Origin of the sequence: Ornithinibacillus bavariensis, from assembly GCF_018333235.1 — a bacterium.
Taxonomy (GTDB): domain Bacteria; phylum Bacillota; class Bacilli; order Bacillales; family Amphibacillaceae; genus Ornithinibacillus; species Ornithinibacillus bavariensis.
In genome coordinates this window covers 63,627-81,383 of sequence record NZ_BORP01000003.1, presented here as the reverse complement: position 1 = coordinate 81,383, position 17,757 = coordinate 63,627, and the positions used below count along the sequence as shown (strand labels likewise).

The following is a 17,757-nucleotide window of genomic DNA, read 5'->3' as shown; positions in this document are numbered from 1 at the left end:
TGAATCCTCCAATTATTTTTAAAATTACTTTATCAAAGAGATAACATTTATTTTTCTTCTTGTTTGCGATTTTCTCTTTCAAATAAAAGCTTTGGTAGATTAATTAAAATTGGGGGATCATATGGTAGAGGTTCCCTTAACGTTACTTCAACATCAATCATGGTGTTTTTCTCTATAAGAATAGGTTGCTCAACCCTTCCTCTATATGCCTCGTCTAGTACAAAATAGGTTCTAGGATTTATGCTCCTAGGGATGGCTGCAGTAAGCAAGTAGTACGTGCCTAACGGAACTTTAGAAAATGTACAGCTTGTCTTTTTGTGATGAATGGCAGTTCCAACAATTGGTGCTTGATCTGGAATGGCTCTGGGAAACAGCCCAACAAAGATCATTCCTTTAAACTGCTGTGGCTTGATGATATGACAAGTGACAGAGGGTGCTAATACTTCGAGTGGTTCCAGTTCTTTTGAAAAGTCATATTCGTTCAAATAGGTATGTAGCGAGTGGATATTGCGCTGGAACTGTTTAGGTGGAAGTCCCACAAATTGCTTAAACTTTGAACTAAATGTCCCAACACTCCGAAAGCCAACATTTAATAATGTTTTTAAAATAGAATCAGAGGAGTCAATTAAAATCTGTTTACCTGCTTCAATTCGTAATGCAGATAAATAAAGTCGAGGTGAAACCCCTGTAACATCTTTAAACATCCGACTAAAATGAAATGGACTATAACCAACATACTGTGCCAATGATTCAGATGTTATGTCTTCATCTAAATGGTGTTTCATGTATTCAATTGCCTGAATAATAATTTTTTCCTTTTCGTTTTGCATGGTAAACACCCTATGATCTATAGTATTTGTAGAGTATACAATTCGACATTTATAGTAAGATTCCTCTTTTAAAGAATAGAGCTGAAAATTTTTTCTTCCAGGTTTCATATGGTAAAATGATATAAAATTTACATAGAAGGAGCCGATAATATGGAATTTGTAACATTGAATAATGGTTTGGAAATGCCTAAATTAGGTTTTGGTGTATGGAAGGTAAAAGATGATGAAGCTGAAACAGCTGTGAAAAAAGCAATTGAGGTTGGATATCGCTCCATCGATACTGCAAAAATTTATGGCAATGAAGAGGGAGTTGGCCGTGCAATTGCTGCAACGGATGTACCAAGAGAGGAACTATTTATTACCACAAAGGTTTGGAACTCTGATCAAGGGTATGAAAATACATTAAAGGCATTTGATGAAAGTCTTAAGAAGTTAGGTCTCGACTATGTAGATTTATACTTGATTCACTGGCCAACACCAAACTTTGATTTATATATCGAAACCTATAAGGCACTTGAAAAGCTTTATCATGATGGTCGTGTCAAGGCTATCGGTGTATGTAACTTTAATGTTGAGCACCTAGAGCGCCTTTTAAATGAATGTGATGTTGTACCTGTTTTAAACCAAGTTGAATGTCACCCATTTTTACAACAAGCAGAACTGAAAGCATTCTGTAAAGAGCATGATATTTGGTTAGAGGCATACAGCCCGTTACTTAATGGGGGCGATATACTAAATAACGCAGTTATTCAAACGATTGCTGAAGCGCATGGTAAAACACCAGCACAGGTAATCCTTCGTTGGCATCTACAGTACGATAATATCGTCATTCCAAAAACAGTAACTCCTTCTAGAATGGAAGAGAACTTCAACATATTTGATTTTGAATTAAGTGCCGATGATATGAAGAAAATTGAGGGCCTTAACGAAAATAGAAGAATTAATGCCGATCCAAATGAATTTCATATGCGTTAATAATAGAAGAGATGTAAGGGAAGGATTCCTTGCATCTCTTTTTATTGACTCTAAAGCTTCATTTGCGGAACAGAGGTAGATAAAAAACAACCTATTATCCCTTTTTTGTTTATACTATAATCGATAAACATAAATTTACAAAGAGGGCGTATAATCTATGAAATCGGAAAAAGACTATTTTAAACAAATTATTCGGACATTTTGTAGAGTAGAAAATACTCCGCCAAGAAAAGTAAGATTTACAAAACATAATAACTATATAACGGTAAATATTAAAAACGAATCAGAAGATGGATTAGATACAAATTGCTTTAGAGTTATGAACCTAATTTATAATGTAATTGGTTCTATAGGAGTTAAATTTAGTCAAACACCATTTTTAATCCCAAGCTCAGGAAAAGTAGATAGAATTACTATTTCATTTGAGGAACAAGATTATCAAACTTTGCTTGATCAATTATTTAACCAAAATATTGAATGAGTCCTTTACTTTTCATTCGTCCATTTATTGGTTTAAAAACTACTATCCTATTCTTTCCCTTTTGAGTCTATATCCTTGTAATAACATACGTATCTTTTACCGGATACTTCAAAAATTTTATGACAATCTATGATAACTTCTGTACCTACTGGTTTATATTTTTTAATTTAGGGAATAGTACTTGGAATATTCTTCTTTAAGCATTTTTCATCTATTACAATTAAAAAGGCTCTAAAAATTTCCGATTCTTTAAAATAAGTGTAGCTTTTCAGAAAAATTGTAGTAAACTATAAAAGAAAATATATGGTTCATCCATTTTAAAGGAGTGATGTTTTATGAGAGAAATGAAAACAAATTCAGTTAATCCGTATAAAACAGTTAAAATGGAGGAACGGTCGGCATAATAGAGCGTTTCCTCCGCTAATATCAAGGAGGAAAATACTTGCATAATTTAGAAAAATTAGGTTGGAAAAAGGAATATGATGTTTTAGAAGATAATGTTGCACGAGTTATTAGTGTGCAGAAAAATAGCTACCGTATATCAGACGGTGATTTGGAGTATTTAGCCCACTTAAGTGGCAAGTTCTTAAATGAATCCAACAGCCCGCTAGATTTCCCTTCTGTTGGGGATTGGGTTGAGGTGCAAAAGCTACCTGAGGAGAACAAAGCAGTTATTAAACGTGTTTTACCAAGAAGAAGTCAATTTGTCAGACAAGCAGCAGGGAACCGAACAGAAGCACAAATAGTTGCAGCAAATATTGATATAGTTTTTATCGTTAACTCACTTAATCATGATTTAAATCTGAGACGAATAGAGCGTTACATGATATTGGCATATGAAAGTGGTGCGACACCGATTATTTTATTAACAAAAAGAGATCAATCCACTATCGATGAGATAGAAGATGCTATAGCATCTGTCAGTGAAGTAGCAATCGGTGTTCCGATTATTCCTATCAGTAGCTTGAATGGAGAGGGAATAGAGGAATTGTTAGGCTATTTGTCAGATGGAAAGACTGCTGCACTATTAGGTTCTTCTGGCGTGGGGAAATCTACACTAATAAATTCCCTATTAGGCCAGGAGGTTCAGGAAACAAAAGATATCCGAGAAGATGATAGTAAAGGTCGACACACAACCACACATCGTGAAATGTTCATGATGCCAAACGGCTCCATGCTTATTGATACTCCTGGGATGAGGGAGATTCAATTATGGGATGGGGGAACTGCCATAGAAACAACCTTTCAGGATATCGAATTACTTGAAAAGGATTGTCGATTCTCGGATTGTCGCCATACTACAGAACCTGGATGTCGCGTGCAAGAGGCGCTTTCAACTGGAGAATTATCCGAAGAAAGATTCCAAAGCTATTTAAAGCTTCAGAAAGAATTAGCTTATGAAGAGCGCAAACAAAATTTGAAAGCAAAAATGGAAGAGAAAAACAAATGGAAAAAGATTTCAAAGCAACAAAAGGAAAATTATAAATATAGAGTATAATAAAAGGCGAGGCACGTATAGGATGTACGTGCCTTTTTCAATGGGGATCATTAATAATAGCCAGATTGTTACCAAAAACTACCTACATCACTATTTTGGCTTTATAAGTAATATACTTTCTATAGAGAAATCAGTTAAAAATTCGCTTCACTAAATTCTCGTATTCATCAAAATACATTGGAACCTCTTGCTTTTGTAATCCAACTTTCATGTTCTCGACAATAGATGTGTTATACCATTTTTGATCTTCTTTACCAGCATTGAAGTTGTTCCAAACAGAGTCACCATGAAGCTTCAAATCTAATTCGAGTCCTAATAAATTATCGAGCTTGTCTGCAACGATTAAATATTTTACCTCTTTGTCAGCATGTTTGATAGTATCAATGGTATGTTGTTTACGCTCCTTCCATGACTTTGATTTATCCTCCGTATGCGCAGCAACAAGAAAAGCTACTCTTTCTCCAAACCTCTCTTTAATATCCTCTAATTCATATATCGTATCCTCTACTACGTCATGTAAGTAGCCTGCACAGACTAACTCCTCTGAGAACCCTTCTCTTTCAAGTCGTTCAGCAACACGAATCGGGTGTGTAATATATTCATCATTAGAATTTTTTCTCTTTTGACCTGTATGTGCCTTCGTGGCAAATTCTTTGGCTTCTGTTTTCAAGAATAGCTCTCTCCTTCTACACTTATTTTTACTTTATTATATAGAATTGAATACATAGTGAAAACCTATCACTTTACTTTCATTTGATAAGGGAAACAAGTAAACTATAGGTAGGACATAAGGATTGGAAGTGTGAACATGGCTGAGCAAGGAATTAATAAACGCAAGACAGAGCATATTCGCTTATGTTTGACAGACCAAGTAGAGGGTGTCAATAAGAGTACTGGTTTAGAAGGAATTTCCTTTATTCATAATGCACTACCAGAAATTAATTTTAATGATATTACGATTGATACAAGCTTTCTTAAGAAACCTTTAAAAGCTCCATTTCTTGTAAGCTCCATGACTGGTGGCTCAGAATTAGCAACAGAGATTAATCAAAATTTAGCAGAGGCTGCTGAACAGAGAGGCTGGGCGATAGCCTTAGGATCAACTAGAGCATTGCTTGAAGGTGACAAACATCAGGAATCATTCTTAATCCGAAATCAAGCACCGACAGTCCCCTTAATTGCAAATCTTGGTGCAGTTCAATTAAATTATGGCTATGGTCCAGAGCATGCACAAAGAATTGTTGATTTAACAGAAGCAGATGCACTTTATCTTCATTTAAATACCCTTCAAGAAGTTATTCAAGATGAGGGGGACTTAAATTTCGACCAGCTGCTCCCTAAGATAGAGGCTGTTTGTAAAGCATTAACGGTACCAGTTGGTGTTAAGGAAGTGGGCTTTGGGATTGATGGAACTGTTGCGAAAAAATTATCTGAAGCCGGTGTAGCCTTTATCGATGTTGCTGGGGCAGGGGGAACATCCTGGAGTCAAGTGGAAAAGCTACGCTCCAAAGACCCACTACGCAAAGCAGCAGCAGAAGCATTTAATAGCTGGGGCATCCCGACAAAGGATTGTATCGTCTCCGTACGAAGTGAATTGCCAGAAGTTCCATTAGTTGCAAGTGGTGGAATGAAGACAGGATTAGATGCTGCAAAAGCCATTACGATAGGTGCTGATATTATTGGTTTTGCTCGCTCTTTATTAAAGGCAGCAACCGATTCTGTAGAAGCTGTGCTACAAGTAATGGAACAAATTGAATTCGAATTGAAAATCACAATGTTCGGTATAGGGGTAAAGGACTTAAAAGCATTAAAGAATACAAACCGAGTAACCATTATGGGTAGGTCTTTATTAGAAGAACAGGGCTAAAGCAAAAAGCTTAGCCTTGTTCTTTTTTATATGGAAACGTAGAATATTTTCCTATGACATAAAAATTTCCATCATTAGATAGATTTCTTTAACCAATAATAAACATAACAAATTAGAAAGGGGCTATTGCATGGATAAGGAAATACATGATATGAAGGATTCACGGTTTATTCCGATGACATCTATTCAAAACATGATGGGTCAGGAAGTAGCAGAGGATGTGTATTATTATACTACTCAAATAGTAAATATCATTTTCATTGGTAAAGCCGGAGATGATAAATGGTATTTAATTGACGCTGGGATGCCTAATTCTGCTTCTGAGATAAGACGACAGGCTGAAGAACGTTTTGGCCAAGGTGCAAAGCCAGAAGCAATTATTTTAACCCACGGTCATTTCGATCATGTAGGAGGACTTGTTGATTTACTCGTTGACTGGGATGTTCCGGTATTTGCTCATGAAGCAGAATTTCCATATTTAACAGGTGAAAAGAGTTATCCAGAGCCAGATATAACAGTAGAAGGGGGAATACTAGCCAAGATTTCTTCCATCTACCCAAATGAACCCATTACTATTGGAAGGTATTTAAAGGCACTTCCAAAGGATCACCAAGTACCAGGATTAGAAGAATGGAAGTGGATCCATACCCCAGGGCATTCTGAAGGTCATGTTTCCTTTTATCGGGAAAAGGATGGGCTTCTAATTTCAGGAGACGCAGTTATTACTGTAAAGCAAGATTCTTTTTACAAAGTCCTTACTCAGAAACCAGAGGTATGTGGACCACCACGATACTTAACCCCGGACTGGAATGCAGCAAGGCAATCGGTTATTGCTCTCTATGAGCTCCGCCCTAAGACCATGATATCAGGTCATGGCATTTATATGGAAGGGGACGAATTGGAACACGGTCTCTCCCACTTAGTAGATCATTTCGATGAAGTTGCAGTACCAGACTATGGAAAATACGTGTAAGCATTAAGTCTATCTAAAGCACAACATTACCTCGGCAATCTAATGTTGTGCTAAAATATTTATAAGATAGTGGGGTGCAACTACATGAAGATAGAAGTGTGGTCTGACTTTGTTTGTCCATATTGCTATATCGGAAAACGTAGGTTAGAGTTGGCACTAGATGAATTTGAACACAAGGATTATGTGCAAATTGTCTATAAAAGCTATGAACTTGATCCAAAAGCTAAAAAGGATCCTAATCAAGATATTCATGAATATCTCGCTACCAAAAATGGAATACCGATAGAATATGCGAGACAAATGAATGAAAAACTGAAAAGCCAAGCAAACGAAATTGGATTAATTTTTAATTTTAATACAATGCAGCATACGAATACTTTCGATGCTCATCGACTAGCGAAATATGCAGAAACACAGCAGCTTGGATTGGAAATAACAGAAAGACTCTTACAGGCTTATTTCACTGATTCAATGTTAATTAGTGATTTTCATACGTTATTGAATATAGCTACTGAGATTGGTCTAATGAAAGAGGACGTTGAGGAACTATTAACTACAAACAGATATGGTAAGCGCGTTAGAGAAGATGAGGAAATTGCAATGCAAATAGGGATAGAAGCTGTGCCCTTTTTCGTTTTCAATGAAAAACATGCCATATCTGGTGCACAACCTAAAGAGGTCTTTATAAGCATATTAAATAAAGTATGGAAAGAAGAATGTGGCAATTCTAAGAACCCTTCTAAATCCAAGGCTAAAACATCCTATTGCACGGGTGAAGGCTGTGAAATGAATGAATAATATGAATGAAAGCTTGCTAGGAAAGTAGAATTCCGTGCAAGCTTTTTCTTTTGCAGCTAATAAATTGTTGAAAATTGTATACTTATTTATATTGACGAGACTGTCAAATATGCTATACTCGTGTTAGAAAGTTAATTGATAATGAATCTCATTCTTATTTAGAATAAATTAAAGTTAATAATGATTATTATTAATAGTAAAAAGGGAATTTTCATAATGAAATTACGTTATATGGTAATCGTCCTTGTAATTCTATCATTTGTTTCGGTTTTTATTGGGGTTTCCAATGTCTCTCCTCTTGATATTTTCAATCTTACCGAAGAACAGGCGCAGATTCTGTTTATTAGTAGAATTCCAAGATTAATTAGTATTTTGGTAGCGGGTATGAGCATGAGTGTTGCTGGATTGATTATGCAGCAACTAAGCAGAAATAAATTCGTGTCACCAACAACAGCAGGTACATTAGATTCTGCTAGATTAGGTGTATTGGTGTCCTTATTGTTTTTTACTGCAGCAAGTCCACTTTTACGAATTGTGATTGCTTTTCTATTTGCCTTAGCAGGTACAATGGTCTTTATGAAAGTACTAGATCGCATTAAATTTAAAGATGCTATATTTATCCCTTTAGTAGGTCTAATGTTTGGGAATATTATCAGCTCCATGGCTACCTTTATAGCGTATAAAGAAGATTTAATTCAAAATATGTCTTCTTTTATGCAGGGCGATTTTTCCATGATTATGAGTGGCAACTACGAATTAATTTATCTTAGTATACCAATACTAGCAATTGCATTTCTTTATGCGAATAAATTTACAATTGCAGGAATGGGAGAAGATTTTTCTAAGAACTTGGGACTAAATTATCGGCAGGTTGTCAATTTAGGGCTTGTTATCGTAGCACTAGTGACTGCCTCTGTCGTACTAACCGTTGGTATGATTCCGTTTTTAGGATTAATTATTCCAAATATTGTAACCATCTATCAGGGAGATCATTTGAAGAAAACGCTTATGCATACAGCCATGCTTGGCGCGGTGTTTGTCCTGTTATGTGATATTATCGGCAGAACGATTATCTATCCATATGAAATCCCGATTAGCTTAACGGTTGGTGTAATAGGTAGTGCTATCTTTATCTACCTATTATTAAGGAGAAAGAAATATGGGCTATAAGAAAAAAACAATCATTCTTGCTAGTGTTGCAGTCGCTCTTACATTACTGTATCTGTTATATGATTTAAAGGGAAATATCGGTTATATTCTGCCTAGAAGAATAATTAAGGTTCTTGCCATTATATTAACAGGTGGGGCTATAGCCTTCTCGACTACGGTATTTATGACGATAACCAATAACCGTATCCTAACTCCTAGTGTTTTAGGACTTGATTCTTTATATATGTTGATCCAAACGTTTATCATTTTTATTTTCGGCTCAACATCTATTGTAATGATGAACAGTAGTATAAATTATTTGCTTTCCATTGGAGCAATGGTCTTATTTTCATTAATTCTGTACCGTTTCCTCTTTAAGGGAGAGAAAAATAATATTTATTTTCTATTACTTATAGGAATGATTTTAGGTACATTCTTTAATAGCTTTACCTCTTTTATGGAGGTACTAATTGATCCAAATGAGTTTATGGTTGCCCAGGATAGAAGCTTTGCAAGTATTAATAATGTTAACAAGAATCTTGTTTATCTATCCTTAGGAGTAATCGCAATTGTATTTATTTACTTTATGCGTTTTTACAAATATCTTGATGTCTTAGCTCTAGGAAAAGATGACGCTATTAATTTAGGGGTAAACTATGATTATGTGGTCAAACGATTACTAATCATTGTCTCTATTTTAACTGCCGTTGCGACAGCTCTAATAGGTCCAATAACCTTCCTAGGCTTGTTGGTTGTGAACATAACGTATGAATTTATGAAGACTTACCGCCACTTATATGTACTGCTAGCGTCAGTATTTATAAGTATTATTGCACTAGTTGGTGGGCAGTTTATAGTGGAAAAGATATTTACATTTCAAACTACTATTAGTGTTATCATCAACTTCATCGGTGGTGCTTACTTTTTATATCTTTTGTTAAAGGAGAATCGATCATGGTAGAGGTAAAAAACCTGTTAAAGACATACAACCATAAAAATGTCGTTGATGACGTTACCTTAAAAATTGAAAAAGGAACCATGACATCATTTATCGGCCCCAATGGTGCTGGAAAGAGTACGTTAATCTCTATAATCACTCGATTAATAGCAAAAGATTCCGGAGAAATTCAAATTGATGGGCAAGATATGTTGAAAACAGATAGCAATGAATTGGCTAAAAAAATATCTGTACTAAAACAGTCAAATACAATCAATCTGAAGCTAACGGTTCGCGAATTAGTTTCCTTTGGACGTTTTCCTTATTCAAAAGGGAAGCTTTCAAAGGAAGATGAGAAGAAAATAGATGAAGCTTTGGAATATATGGAACTAAAGGATATGGAGAATAAGTTCCTTGATGAGCTTAGTGGTGGTCAAAAGCAACGAGCACATATTGCAATGGTAATCGCTCAGGATACCGAGTATATTTTCCTGGATGAACCGCTTAACAACTTAGATATGCGGCATTCCACACAAATCATGAAGATATTGCGACGATTAGTGGATGAATTAGGAAAAACTATTCTAATCGTTATTCATGATATCAACTTTGCATCCTGCTATTCCGATAATATTGTTGCATTAAAGGATGGAAAGATTGTAAAACAAGGACGCGCTTGTGATGTTATAGATGCATGTGTCCTGAAGGAATTATATGACATGGATATTGAAATTCAAGAAGTTGGCGATAAACGTATCTGTGTCTATTACTAATTGTTTAAGAACTAGTGGTGTCATGAGCAGATATAGTCTTAGATACCCAATATTATGGCGGTTTAAATAAATAAAAACACCATAAAAAAACCCCTTCATAATGGGGCAATAATTACATTACCAAACCATTATAAAGGGTACTCACATTCTTATCTTACCTTATAACGTTTGGTAGGTAAATGATTATGCCCATTTTTTATGTTCATTCAAGCTTGTATATTCGACATGGTTTTGGAGCGCTCAAACCAATAGAACAGCTCATTTGCTGGTTGATGGAAAGGAATGAACTCGATTACATATTGAGGGGAAAGTAGTTAACGACTATATCGATGAAAGATAACACTAGCTTAAAATATATCATCTATAAAGGAGTACTATCATATGAAGAAATTTACACTGTTTTTTAGTATAGCCATGTTACTGCTATTTCTTGCAGCTTGTGGTAACTCTGATAATGAGAATTCCACAGACAATGCTTCATCCGATAAGTCATCTTCTGAAGAATCAAAGACAATTTCAGTTAAGCATGAACTAGGGACTACTGACAATGTCCCTGTAAATCCTAAAAAAGTAGTTGTGTTCGACTTTGGTACATTAGATACTTTGGATAAATTAGGGATTGAGGTAACTGGTCTACCGCAAGATAATATCCCTTCATATCTTGAGAAATATGAAAGTGATAAATACGAGAATGTTGGTTCACTAAAGGAGCCAGACTTTGACAAGCTAGCAGAGATTGATCCAGATTTAATTATCATTTCTGGAAGACAATCACAGCTTTATGATCAATTCACTGAGTTAGCACCGACTATTTACCTTGGCGTAGATACTACAAGATATATGGATTCTTTTAAAGAAAACTTGGATGTAATTGGTAAAATTTTCAATAAAGAAGATGAAATCAAAACAGTGCTTTCTACAATTGAAGAGTCTATTGCTAACTTAAAAGAAAAAGCAGAAGCTAGTGGGAAAAATTCTTTAATCATCTTAGCTAATGATGACAAAATTAGTGCGTATGGCCCTAATTCTCGATTCGGTATTATTCATGATGTATTTGGAGTAACACCAGTGGATCCGAACATCGAAGCTTCAACCCATGGTAATAATGTGTCCTTCGAATACGTATTGGAAAATGATCCAGATCTATTATATGTTATTGACCGTGGTGCAGTTGTGGGAGGAGAATCTTCTGCCAAACAATTAGTTGAAAATAAGCTAATGGAAAATACAAAAGCCTATAAAAATGATAATATTGTTTATTTAAACCCAGATTACTGGTATCTTTCTGGTGGTGGACTTGAGTCAGTCCAAGAAATGATTGATGAGATTGATGCAAGTCTAAAGTAATCATATCGTTAGTTGGGAGCAATTCGCATTGGTGTGAATTGCTCTTTTTTCAATGGAAATGCCCGAGTCTCGATATAGACATGTACCCTATTCTTGCATTGGCAGTATCAATTATGTTTGAATAGAAATACTACGTTAGGAAATGAGGAATAACATGAAAAAAGTAATAGCCATCCTTGCAATAGCCCTTCTCTTACTTGTTGCTGCGTGTGGAAAAGAAGATAAGGAAGAAAATGCAAATAAAGAAGTAAAGCCAGAAGAAGTAACAATGGATAAAGACGAGGTTGTAGATAACAATAAAGTAGTTGTTCGTATAAATGACAAGGATATAACTGGAGATTTATACAATGCCGTCTACCTACAAGGTAAGCTACGCGCTGTACAATTTGGACAAGACATAAGTGATAAGGAAAAGATGAAGGAATTAGCATTGAACGAAATAATTGCTCAAGAGTTGATTAAACAAGATGCCAATAAGCAAGGTATAAAAGTCTCAGAGGAAGATATTCAGAAGGAATATGATGAATTAAAGTCAGAGGACGAAAAGAAGTTTAAAGAGTATTTAAAGCAATATAAATTAACAGAGAAAATTGTCAAGGAACAAATACTGTTTACTCATATCCTTAATCAATATGTGGATAAGGAAATCCAAATTGATGAGGTAACGGAGGAAGACGCAAAAGAAGCCTATGACAAGCTGAAAAAAGAAATGGATGATATTCCAAAGTATGAGGATGCAGAATCCACTATAAAAGCTAATCTTAAACAACAACGTGAAGCGGATGCTTTACAGGTGAAAGTGGAAGAATTAAAAAAGACGGCAACTATCGAAAAACATATATAATTTTCCTATAGGTCAAAGGAGCACATGACAGTGAAATCATGTGCTTCTATTTTGTTTTTTGGTTGACTAGAATCGCTCATATACGTGTTTATGGTAAAGGAATTCGATTGTCTGCAAAAGTAATTGGTGTAGTTTTGTTGTGGTCTGCTTCTATATGCACTATTTTTCGTTGTTTCGATACAAGTTGGTGAATTTATGCTGAAGCATAGTGCTCTAATAGACACGGTTAAAGAAAACCGCAGCATTCAGTCTAATAGAACGCATCTAATGGACTCAGTTGCAGAAAACCGCAGTATTCAGTCTAATAGAACGCATCTAATGGACTCAGTTGCAGAAAACCGCAGTATTCAGTCTAATAGAACGCATCTAATGGACTCAGTTGCAGAAAATCGTAGTGTTCAGTCTAATAGAACGCATCTAATGGACTCAGTTGCAGAAAATCGTAGTGTTCAGTCTAATAGAACGCATCTAATAGACTTAGTTAAAGAAAATCGGAGCACTTAGTCTAATAGAATGCTTCTAATGGACTCAGTTGCAGAAAACCGCAGCATTTAGTCTAATAGAACGTATCTAATGGACTAAGTTGCAGAAAACTGCAGCATTCAGTCTAATAGAACGCATCTAATAGACTTAGTTGCAGAAAACTGCAGCATCCAGTCAAATAGAACGTTTCTAAAAGACTAAACCAAAGAAAAACACGGCAACGAGTCCAATAGACGACTCTGGAAGACTAAATTAAAATAACTGTTACCCGGTAGCACATCTTATATGTTTTGTCCGAAAGTATATACAATGATAAAAACGCTGGAATAAAAAGGTATGGATTTATTTAGATTATTATATTCTTAATAAGTGGCAAGAAAGTGGAAAATAACTTAAAATGAAACAGATGGGAACGATGTATAGGAATTTGATTAAGGGAATGATTTAAGTGAACAATCATCATGTATTCGAGGAACTAATTAACATTACATCAAAGGAAAATGTAATGGTTAATGAGCCTTTGAAGAATCATACGTATACACGTCTTGGTGGAAATGCAGATTTTCTTGTAACTCCAGAGACTTATGAACAAGTTCAACTCATTGTTAAACTGGCGAATCGAGAAGAGATTCCTTTTACCTTGCTAGGTAATGGATCCAATTTAATAGTTAAAGACGGCGGTATTCGCGGAATCATCATGAATTTGAATAAATTAAATGACATTCGAACAACAGATACTAAAATCACTGCCCAAAGTGGTGCCCGTATTATTGATGTATCAAGGGCTGCCTTAGACGTAAAACTTACTGGCCTTGAATTTGCTTGTGGGATTCCTGGCTCAGTTGGTGGAGCCCTCTATATGAATGCAGGTGCTTATGGTGGAGAGATTAAGGATGTTTTAGAAAGCGCAATCGTTGTAGGACCAAATGGAAATTTATTAACGTTACGTGCGGAGGAGTTAGATTTAGAATACCGAAGAAGTAATATTCCGGATAAAGGATATATTGTTTTAGAAGGAACGTTTGCATTAAAGGAAGGCAATTATGACGAAATAAAAGCTGTTATGGATGATTTGACATTTAAACGAGAGTCCAAGCAACCTCTTGAGTACCCTTCCTGTGGAAGTGTGTTTAAACGACCGCCCGGATACTTTGCAGGTAAGTTAATCCAGGATAGTGGTTTACAAGGAACGCAAATTGGTGGGGCACAAGTATCCTTAAAACATGCAGGATTTATTGTGAATAAAGACAATGCAACTGCAGAAGAGTATATAAGTCTGATTCATCATGTCCAAGCAACTGTTAAGGAAAAATTTGGTGTTGCTTTAGAGCGAGAAGTACGAATTATTGGCGAGGATCTAGAATAGAAAAACCGCGTTGTTTAATGGAAGTCAAATAAAAACAAAAGAGGTGCAGTACCAATGCATCTCTTTTATTTTTATTTATAGTCTGGCTGCCAGCCCAACTGAAATCGTCGAAAAGGTTACTCACTTTGATTATTCTCAAGGTGTGATTTTATACGATTGCAAAGAGTAATGACTTCGTTGTTATCTCCAAATGGCGCATCGCTCCAATCATATACAGCAAATGGTCCCCAAAATTCTTTAGGAGTATTTGGATACCGAGGAACTAAGTGCATGTGAAGATGGGGGACTGCGTGCCCTGTGACATAGGAATAGATATGTTCTGCCTTTTCAACTTCCATTAACGCTCTACTCATTCTAGCCATTGCTTTGCCAAATGCCATTGCTTCTTCCATATTCATATCCCCAAGTGTTGGAACATGTCTCTTTAAATCAATCATGATATGGCCCAAATAGTTTGGGTTTCCATTTCTATCAATATGGCCAACATATACATATTCATCCTCATAAATCACTGCACCAGAAGTCTGAATATTCCCTGCGTGTTTATTACAAATAAAGCAATCTTCCATTTATGCATCACCCTTTTTAAATATTTCCAAAATTATAGTATAATCAGTCTGATATTGGAATAAGTATCTTCATTTTTTATCTATCTATACAGAAAACACCACCAAGCGGTGGTGTTCTCTTAAAAGTAATATCCTCTATAATTAATTCATTCTTCATTAATCCCATAACAAACAGGTCAACTAGCTCCGAAAACGATGTAAAAATTGTTGTAATCGTTCATTATTCGATTCCTCAAGTACTTCACTTGGTGTTCCTTCTTCTGCAATAACACCATTATCTAAGAATATAACACGATCAGCCACATCAAGTGCGAAATCCATTTCGTGCGTTACGAGCACCATTGCCATTTCGCCCTCTTTAGCAATATCACGAATAACCTCTAGTACTTCTCCAACTAGTTCTGGGTCAAGGGCAGATGTAACCTCATCGAAGAGCATAATTTTTGGTCGCATTACAAGTGCTCTTGCCATAGCGACGCGTTGCTTTTGTCCACCAGATAATTGGCTAGGATAGCTATCTAGCTTATCGCCAAGTCCTACCTTTTCGAGCATTTGTATGGCACGTCTTTTGACACTGGATCTTTCTTCCTTTTTTACATGAACTGGAGCAGTCATACAGTTTTGTAATATCGTCATATGCGGGAAAAGGTTAAAATGTTGAAACACCATTCCGATATCTCCACGAATCGCTCGTAAATGTTTTTCATTTGCTTTGACAAGTCTACCATTCTTCTCCATCTGCCAAAGGTTCTTACCATCAACGATAATCTCTCCGGAAGTTGGTTGCTCTAGCGTCATTAGCATTCGTATTATTGTTGTTTTTCCTGAGCCACTTGGTCCGATGAGGGCAACCTTTTCTCCTGGGTGAATAGCAAGATTAATCCCTCTTAATACTTCTGTATCACCATAGGATTTACATATATTTTTGTAAGACACAATGGGCTTCTTTTTTGATTTCAACGAGTGGATATGTTCTTTCTCCGTTACCGATACCATTACATGACAGCTCCTTTATATTCCTGTAGCTATGGGCTATTATCATAACGACGATTTATCGTTTTTTTCTTGATTGAAATTGCGGAAGGATAGCTATTACCGGTGCAAAGATGTACTAAATAATTATCAGCACTATTTTAACATTAATACTGTTAGGATGAAAAGAAAGTCGTATATGTGTAAAGCGAAAGATTTTTTAAAAACATCCTATAATTATTTGGCTAGCAATATATCTGTTTCGTGTTAGAATATAGTTAATATACTAACGAGGGCTTTTTCTATGGTAGGAGGGGAGAAAGATTATTACGATGATTTGGGTAGTTGCGATTGTATGTATAGTTATTACGATTATCGTCGTTGCCTTATCAATCTTAACACTGGACAAAGGGTATGGGTATAAACATACAATAGATCCACTACCATCGGAAAGTGATAAGGGAAGTAATCGGAATCAAAGTTAATGAGTAGCTGTTGGAATTTAGATAAGTGAACGGAAGCTCGCATGAAATTATGCGGGCTTTTTGTATTTAAAGATATTAATCTAGTTCTTCATTCAGGGCCCTTTTTTCTAAAAATACTGTATCCAACACCACTGTCTTATATTAGAATAAAAATAACAAATGAAGAACATGAAGGGGGAAAAACATGTATTTCCTTATCAGTATTCTAATTGGTTATGCGTTTGGATATATACATGGTTCTCAATTAGTTGGTAAATATAAAAAAATAGATATAAAAAATTCAGGTGTTAAAAATGCTGGGGCTTCCAATACTACTATTCTATTAGGATGGAAATATGGAATTTTAGTTGCACTTATTGATATTTTTAAAGGTACCCTTGCTATCTTAATCATGCTTTACATTTTAAATGAAAACAGTATAACAGGTGATACTCAAATTTTATTAGTGTATGTTACGGCGATGACAGTTATACTTGGTCACAATTTTCCAATTACAATGAAGTTTAATGGAGGAAAGGGAACAGCATCACTTGTCGGAATTTTACTAGCAATAGATTGGAAAATTGCACTGATCGGTATTGCCATTCTATTCATTTTTACTTTCGCAACAGATTATCTTGTTATTGGTGTCTTGATGATGTATATTTCTTTTTTAGTAACAACGTATTATTTTTTCGGAGAAGAGCCAACAATGATTGTAGTTCTTCTATCTGTCTTAAGTGTTGTGAAACATTTAGAGAATTATAAACGTATTATTACGAAAGAGGAAAGAAAGCTTTCTAGTATGTTTCAGAAAAGAGTAAAGGAGTAACTGATGATTGAGATCATTATTTGGATTTTAATTGTAGCATTATTTATCCTAAGCTTTGTTGGAGTAATTTATCCAATTATTCCATCTGTACTACTCATTTGGATTGGCTTCTTATTGTATCAATTCGGTATTAATGGGGACGAATTAGGCTTCATCTTTTGGACGATAATGGTTATTTTTACCATTATCCTTATTGTGGCGGATATTGTAGCAAACAGCTACTTTGTGAAGAAGTTTGGGGGTAGTAAGTGGGGCGAACGTGGTGCTGCTATTGCTGTCATTATTGGCTCATTTGTTATACCACCATTCGGGATAATTATTATACCTTTTGTCGCTGTTCTAATCATTGAAATGCTTCAGAAGCGAACCTTTCAGGAAGCTTTTAAGGCATCTATTGGCTCGTTGTTAGGATTTTTAAGTGGAACATTTGCTAAGGTTTTCGTGCAAATCGTCATGATTATTTTGTTTATTATCAATATAATATTTTAAGAGACAAGGCAGCTTTATAAATGACAAAAGCTGCCTTCTGTTTTACCCCTATTTATGTGTATGTAACATTACCTTATAAGTAAATAACACAAATTAGGTCAAAATATAGG

The 17,757-nt window shown here is 35.4% G+C and carries 19 protein-coding genes; 15 read left to right on the top strand and 4 right to left on the bottom strand.

Features of this window, described 5'->3' with window-relative positions:
- Positions 1 to 47: 47 nt before the first annotated feature.
- Entirely contained in the window at positions 48 to 830 is a 783-nt protein-coding gene (locus KI338_RS09065; RefSeq protein WP_212920692.1) for a helix-turn-helix domain-containing protein, read from the bottom strand.
- 150 nt (positions 831 to 980) lie between these two features.
- On the opposite strand from KI338_RS09065, the gene KI338_RS09060 reads away from it, so the two are divergent.
- From KI338_RS09060 to rsgA, 3 genes are all read left to right on the top strand, one after another.
- Positions 981 to 1,805: an aldo/keto reductase gene (locus KI338_RS09060; RefSeq protein ID WP_212920691.1), complete on the top strand. Its 825-nt coding sequence runs from the start codon at positions 981 to 983 to the stop codon at positions 1,803 to 1,805.
- Positions 1,806 to 1,962: 157 nt separating this feature from the next.
- Entirely contained in the window at positions 1,963 to 2,286 is a 324-nt protein-coding gene (locus KI338_RS09055) for a hypothetical protein (RefSeq protein WP_212920690.1), read from the top strand.
- Positions 2,287 to 2,728: 442 nt separating this feature from the next.
- Entirely contained in the window at positions 2,729 to 3,784 is a 1,056-nt protein-coding gene (gene rsgA, locus KI338_RS09050; RefSeq protein ID WP_212920689.1) for a ribosome small subunit-dependent GTPase A, read from the top strand.
- 130 nt (positions 3,785 to 3,914) lie between these two features.
- Here rsgA and KI338_RS09045 read toward each other — a convergent pair whose 3' ends face one another.
- Complete coding sequence (locus tag KI338_RS09045; RefSeq protein ID WP_212920688.1) at positions 3,915 to 4,454, bottom strand: HD domain-containing protein; 540 nt, start codon at positions 4,452 to 4,454, stop codon at positions 3,915 to 3,917.
- 138 nt (positions 4,455 to 4,592) lie between these two features.
- Between KI338_RS09045 and fni the strand changes: the two genes are divergently transcribed.
- The 9 genes from fni (at position 4,593) to murB (ending at position 14,321) form a co-directional block, all read left to right on the top strand.
- A complete protein-coding gene (gene fni, locus KI338_RS09040) occupies positions 4,593 to 5,651 on the top strand; it encodes a type 2 isopentenyl-diphosphate Delta-isomerase (protein ID WP_212920687.1) in 1,059 nt (352 codons plus the stop codon).
- A 130-nt stretch (positions 5,652 to 5,781) separates the two neighbouring features.
- Entirely contained in the window at positions 5,782 to 6,624 is an 843-nt protein-coding gene (locus KI338_RS09035; RefSeq protein ID WP_212920686.1) for an MBL fold metallo-hydrolase, read from the top strand.
- Positions 6,625 to 6,708: 84 nt separating this feature from the next.
- The gene (locus KI338_RS09030; protein WP_212920685.1) at positions 6,709 to 7,422 is read left to right on the top strand and encodes a DsbA family oxidoreductase; all 714 of its coding nucleotides are present in this window, start codon (positions 6,709 to 6,711) and stop codon (positions 7,420 to 7,422) included.
- A 216-nt stretch (positions 7,423 to 7,638) separates the two neighbouring features.
- Complete coding sequence (locus tag KI338_RS09025; protein ID WP_212920684.1) at positions 7,639 to 8,592, top strand: ABC transporter permease; 954 nt, start codon at positions 7,639 to 7,641, stop codon at positions 8,590 to 8,592.
- On the top strand, positions 8,582 to 9,532 hold the full coding sequence (locus tag KI338_RS09020; RefSeq protein WP_212920683.1) for an iron chelate uptake ABC transporter family permease subunit: 951 nt from the start codon (positions 8,582 to 8,584) through the stop codon (positions 9,530 to 9,532). Before KI338_RS09025 ends, KI338_RS09020 begins: the two co-directional genes overlap by 11 nt.
- Positions 9,526 to 10,281 (top strand): iron ABC transporter ATP-binding protein, encoded by a 756-nt coding sequence (locus tag KI338_RS09015; protein ID WP_212920682.1) that lies wholly within the window; start codon positions 9,526 to 9,528, stop codon positions 10,279 to 10,281. The genes KI338_RS09020 and KI338_RS09015 overlap by 7 nt, the downstream gene beginning before the upstream one ends.
- 381 nt (positions 10,282 to 10,662) lie before the next feature.
- Entirely contained in the window at positions 10,663 to 11,628 is a 966-nt protein-coding gene (locus KI338_RS09010) for a siderophore ABC transporter substrate-binding protein (protein ID WP_212920681.1), read from the top strand.
- 154 nt (positions 11,629 to 11,782) lie between these two features.
- Positions 11,783 to 12,472, top strand: a complete 690-nt coding sequence (locus tag KI338_RS09005; protein ID WP_212920680.1) for a SurA N-terminal domain-containing protein — start codon at positions 11,783 to 11,785, stop codon at positions 12,470 to 12,472.
- Positions 12,473 to 13,403: 931 nt separating this feature from the next.
- Positions 13,404 to 14,321: a UDP-N-acetylmuramate dehydrogenase gene (gene murB / locus KI338_RS09000; RefSeq protein ID WP_280530743.1), complete on the top strand. Its 918-nt coding sequence runs from the start codon at positions 13,404 to 13,406 to the stop codon at positions 14,319 to 14,321.
- Positions 14,322 to 14,437: 116 nt separating this feature from the next.
- On the opposite strand, the gene KI338_RS08995 is transcribed toward murB, so the two are convergent.
- Positions 14,438 to 14,890, bottom strand: coding sequence for an HIT family protein (locus KI338_RS08995; protein WP_212920679.1), 453 nt, complete (start codon positions 14,888 to 14,890; stop codon positions 14,438 to 14,440).
- Positions 14,891 to 15,070: 180 nt separating this feature from the next.
- Entirely contained in the window at positions 15,071 to 15,886 is an 816-nt protein-coding gene (gene ehuA / locus KI338_RS08990) for an ectoine/hydroxyectoine ABC transporter ATP-binding protein EhuA (RefSeq protein ID WP_280530742.1), read from the bottom strand.
- 308 nt (positions 15,887 to 16,194) lie between these two features.
- Here ehuA and ytzI point away from each other — a divergent pair, with 308 nt between their 5' ends.
- From ytzI to KI338_RS08975, 3 genes are all read left to right on the top strand, one after another.
- Positions 16,195 to 16,347 (top strand): YtzI protein, encoded by a 153-nt coding sequence (gene ytzI / locus KI338_RS08985; protein WP_212920678.1) that lies wholly within the window; start codon positions 16,195 to 16,197, stop codon positions 16,345 to 16,347.
- Between the two features lie 184 nt (positions 16,348 to 16,531).
- Positions 16,532 to 17,158 (top strand): glycerol-3-phosphate acyltransferase, encoded by a 627-nt coding sequence (locus tag KI338_RS08980; protein WP_212920677.1) that lies wholly within the window; start codon positions 16,532 to 16,534, stop codon positions 17,156 to 17,158.
- A 3-nt stretch (positions 17,159 to 17,161) separates the two neighbouring features.
- Positions 17,162 to 17,647, top strand: a complete 486-nt coding sequence (locus KI338_RS08975; RefSeq protein WP_212920676.1) for a DUF456 domain-containing protein — start codon at positions 17,162 to 17,164, stop codon at positions 17,645 to 17,647.
- Positions 17,648 to 17,757: the final 110 nt, after the last annotated feature.

Excerpts from the sequence above, each read along its gene's own strand:
- KI338_RS09010 (WP_212920681.1), top strand. The coding sequence starts at position 10,663 with ATGAAGAAATTTACACTGTTTTTTAGTATAGCCATGTTACTGCTATTT.
- KI338_RS09035 (WP_212920686.1), top strand. The coding sequence starts at position 5,782 with ATGGATAAGGAAATACATGATATGAAGGATTCACGGTTTATTCCGATG.
- KI338_RS09065 (WP_212920692.1), bottom strand. The coding sequence starts at position 830 with ATGCAAAACGAAAAGGAAAAAATTATTATTCAGGCAATTGAATACATG.
- KI338_RS09020 (WP_212920683.1), top strand. The coding sequence starts at position 8,582 with ATGGGCTATAAGAAAAAAACAATCATTCTTGCTAGTGTTGCAGTCGCT.
- KI338_RS09030 (WP_212920685.1), top strand. The coding sequence starts at position 6,709 with ATGAAGATAGAAGTGTGGTCTGACTTTGTTTGTCCATATTGCTATATC.
- KI338_RS08995 (WP_212920679.1), bottom strand. The coding sequence starts at position 14,890 with ATGGAAGATTGCTTTATTTGTAATAAACACGCAGGGAATATTCAGACT.
- KI338_RS09055 (WP_212920690.1), top strand. The coding sequence starts at position 1,963 with ATGAAATCGGAAAAAGACTATTTTAAACAAATTATTCGGACATTTTGT.
- fni (WP_212920687.1), top strand. The coding sequence starts at position 4,593 with ATGGCTGAGCAAGGAATTAATAAACGCAAGACAGAGCATATTCGCTTA.
- ytzI (WP_212920678.1), top strand. The coding sequence starts at position 16,195 with ATGATTTGGGTAGTTGCGATTGTATGTATAGTTATTACGATTATCGTC.
- ehuA (WP_280530742.1), bottom strand. The coding sequence starts at position 15,886 with ATGGTATCGGTAACGGAGAAAGAACATATCCACTCGTTGAAATCAAAA.
- KI338_RS08975 (WP_212920676.1), top strand. The coding sequence starts at position 17,162 with ATGATTGAGATCATTATTTGGATTTTAATTGTAGCATTATTTATCCTA.
- KI338_RS09025 (WP_212920684.1), top strand. The coding sequence starts at position 7,639 with ATGAAATTACGTTATATGGTAATCGTCCTTGTAATTCTATCATTTGTT.
- KI338_RS09015 (WP_212920682.1), top strand. The coding sequence starts at position 9,526 with ATGGTAGAGGTAAAAAACCTGTTAAAGACATACAACCATAAAAATGTC.
- KI338_RS08980 (WP_212920677.1), top strand. The coding sequence starts at position 16,532 with ATGTATTTCCTTATCAGTATTCTAATTGGTTATGCGTTTGGATATATA.
- KI338_RS09060 (WP_212920691.1), top strand. The coding sequence starts at position 981 with ATGGAATTTGTAACATTGAATAATGGTTTGGAAATGCCTAAATTAGGT.
- KI338_RS09005 (WP_212920680.1), top strand. The coding sequence starts at position 11,783 with ATGAAAAAAGTAATAGCCATCCTTGCAATAGCCCTTCTCTTACTTGTT.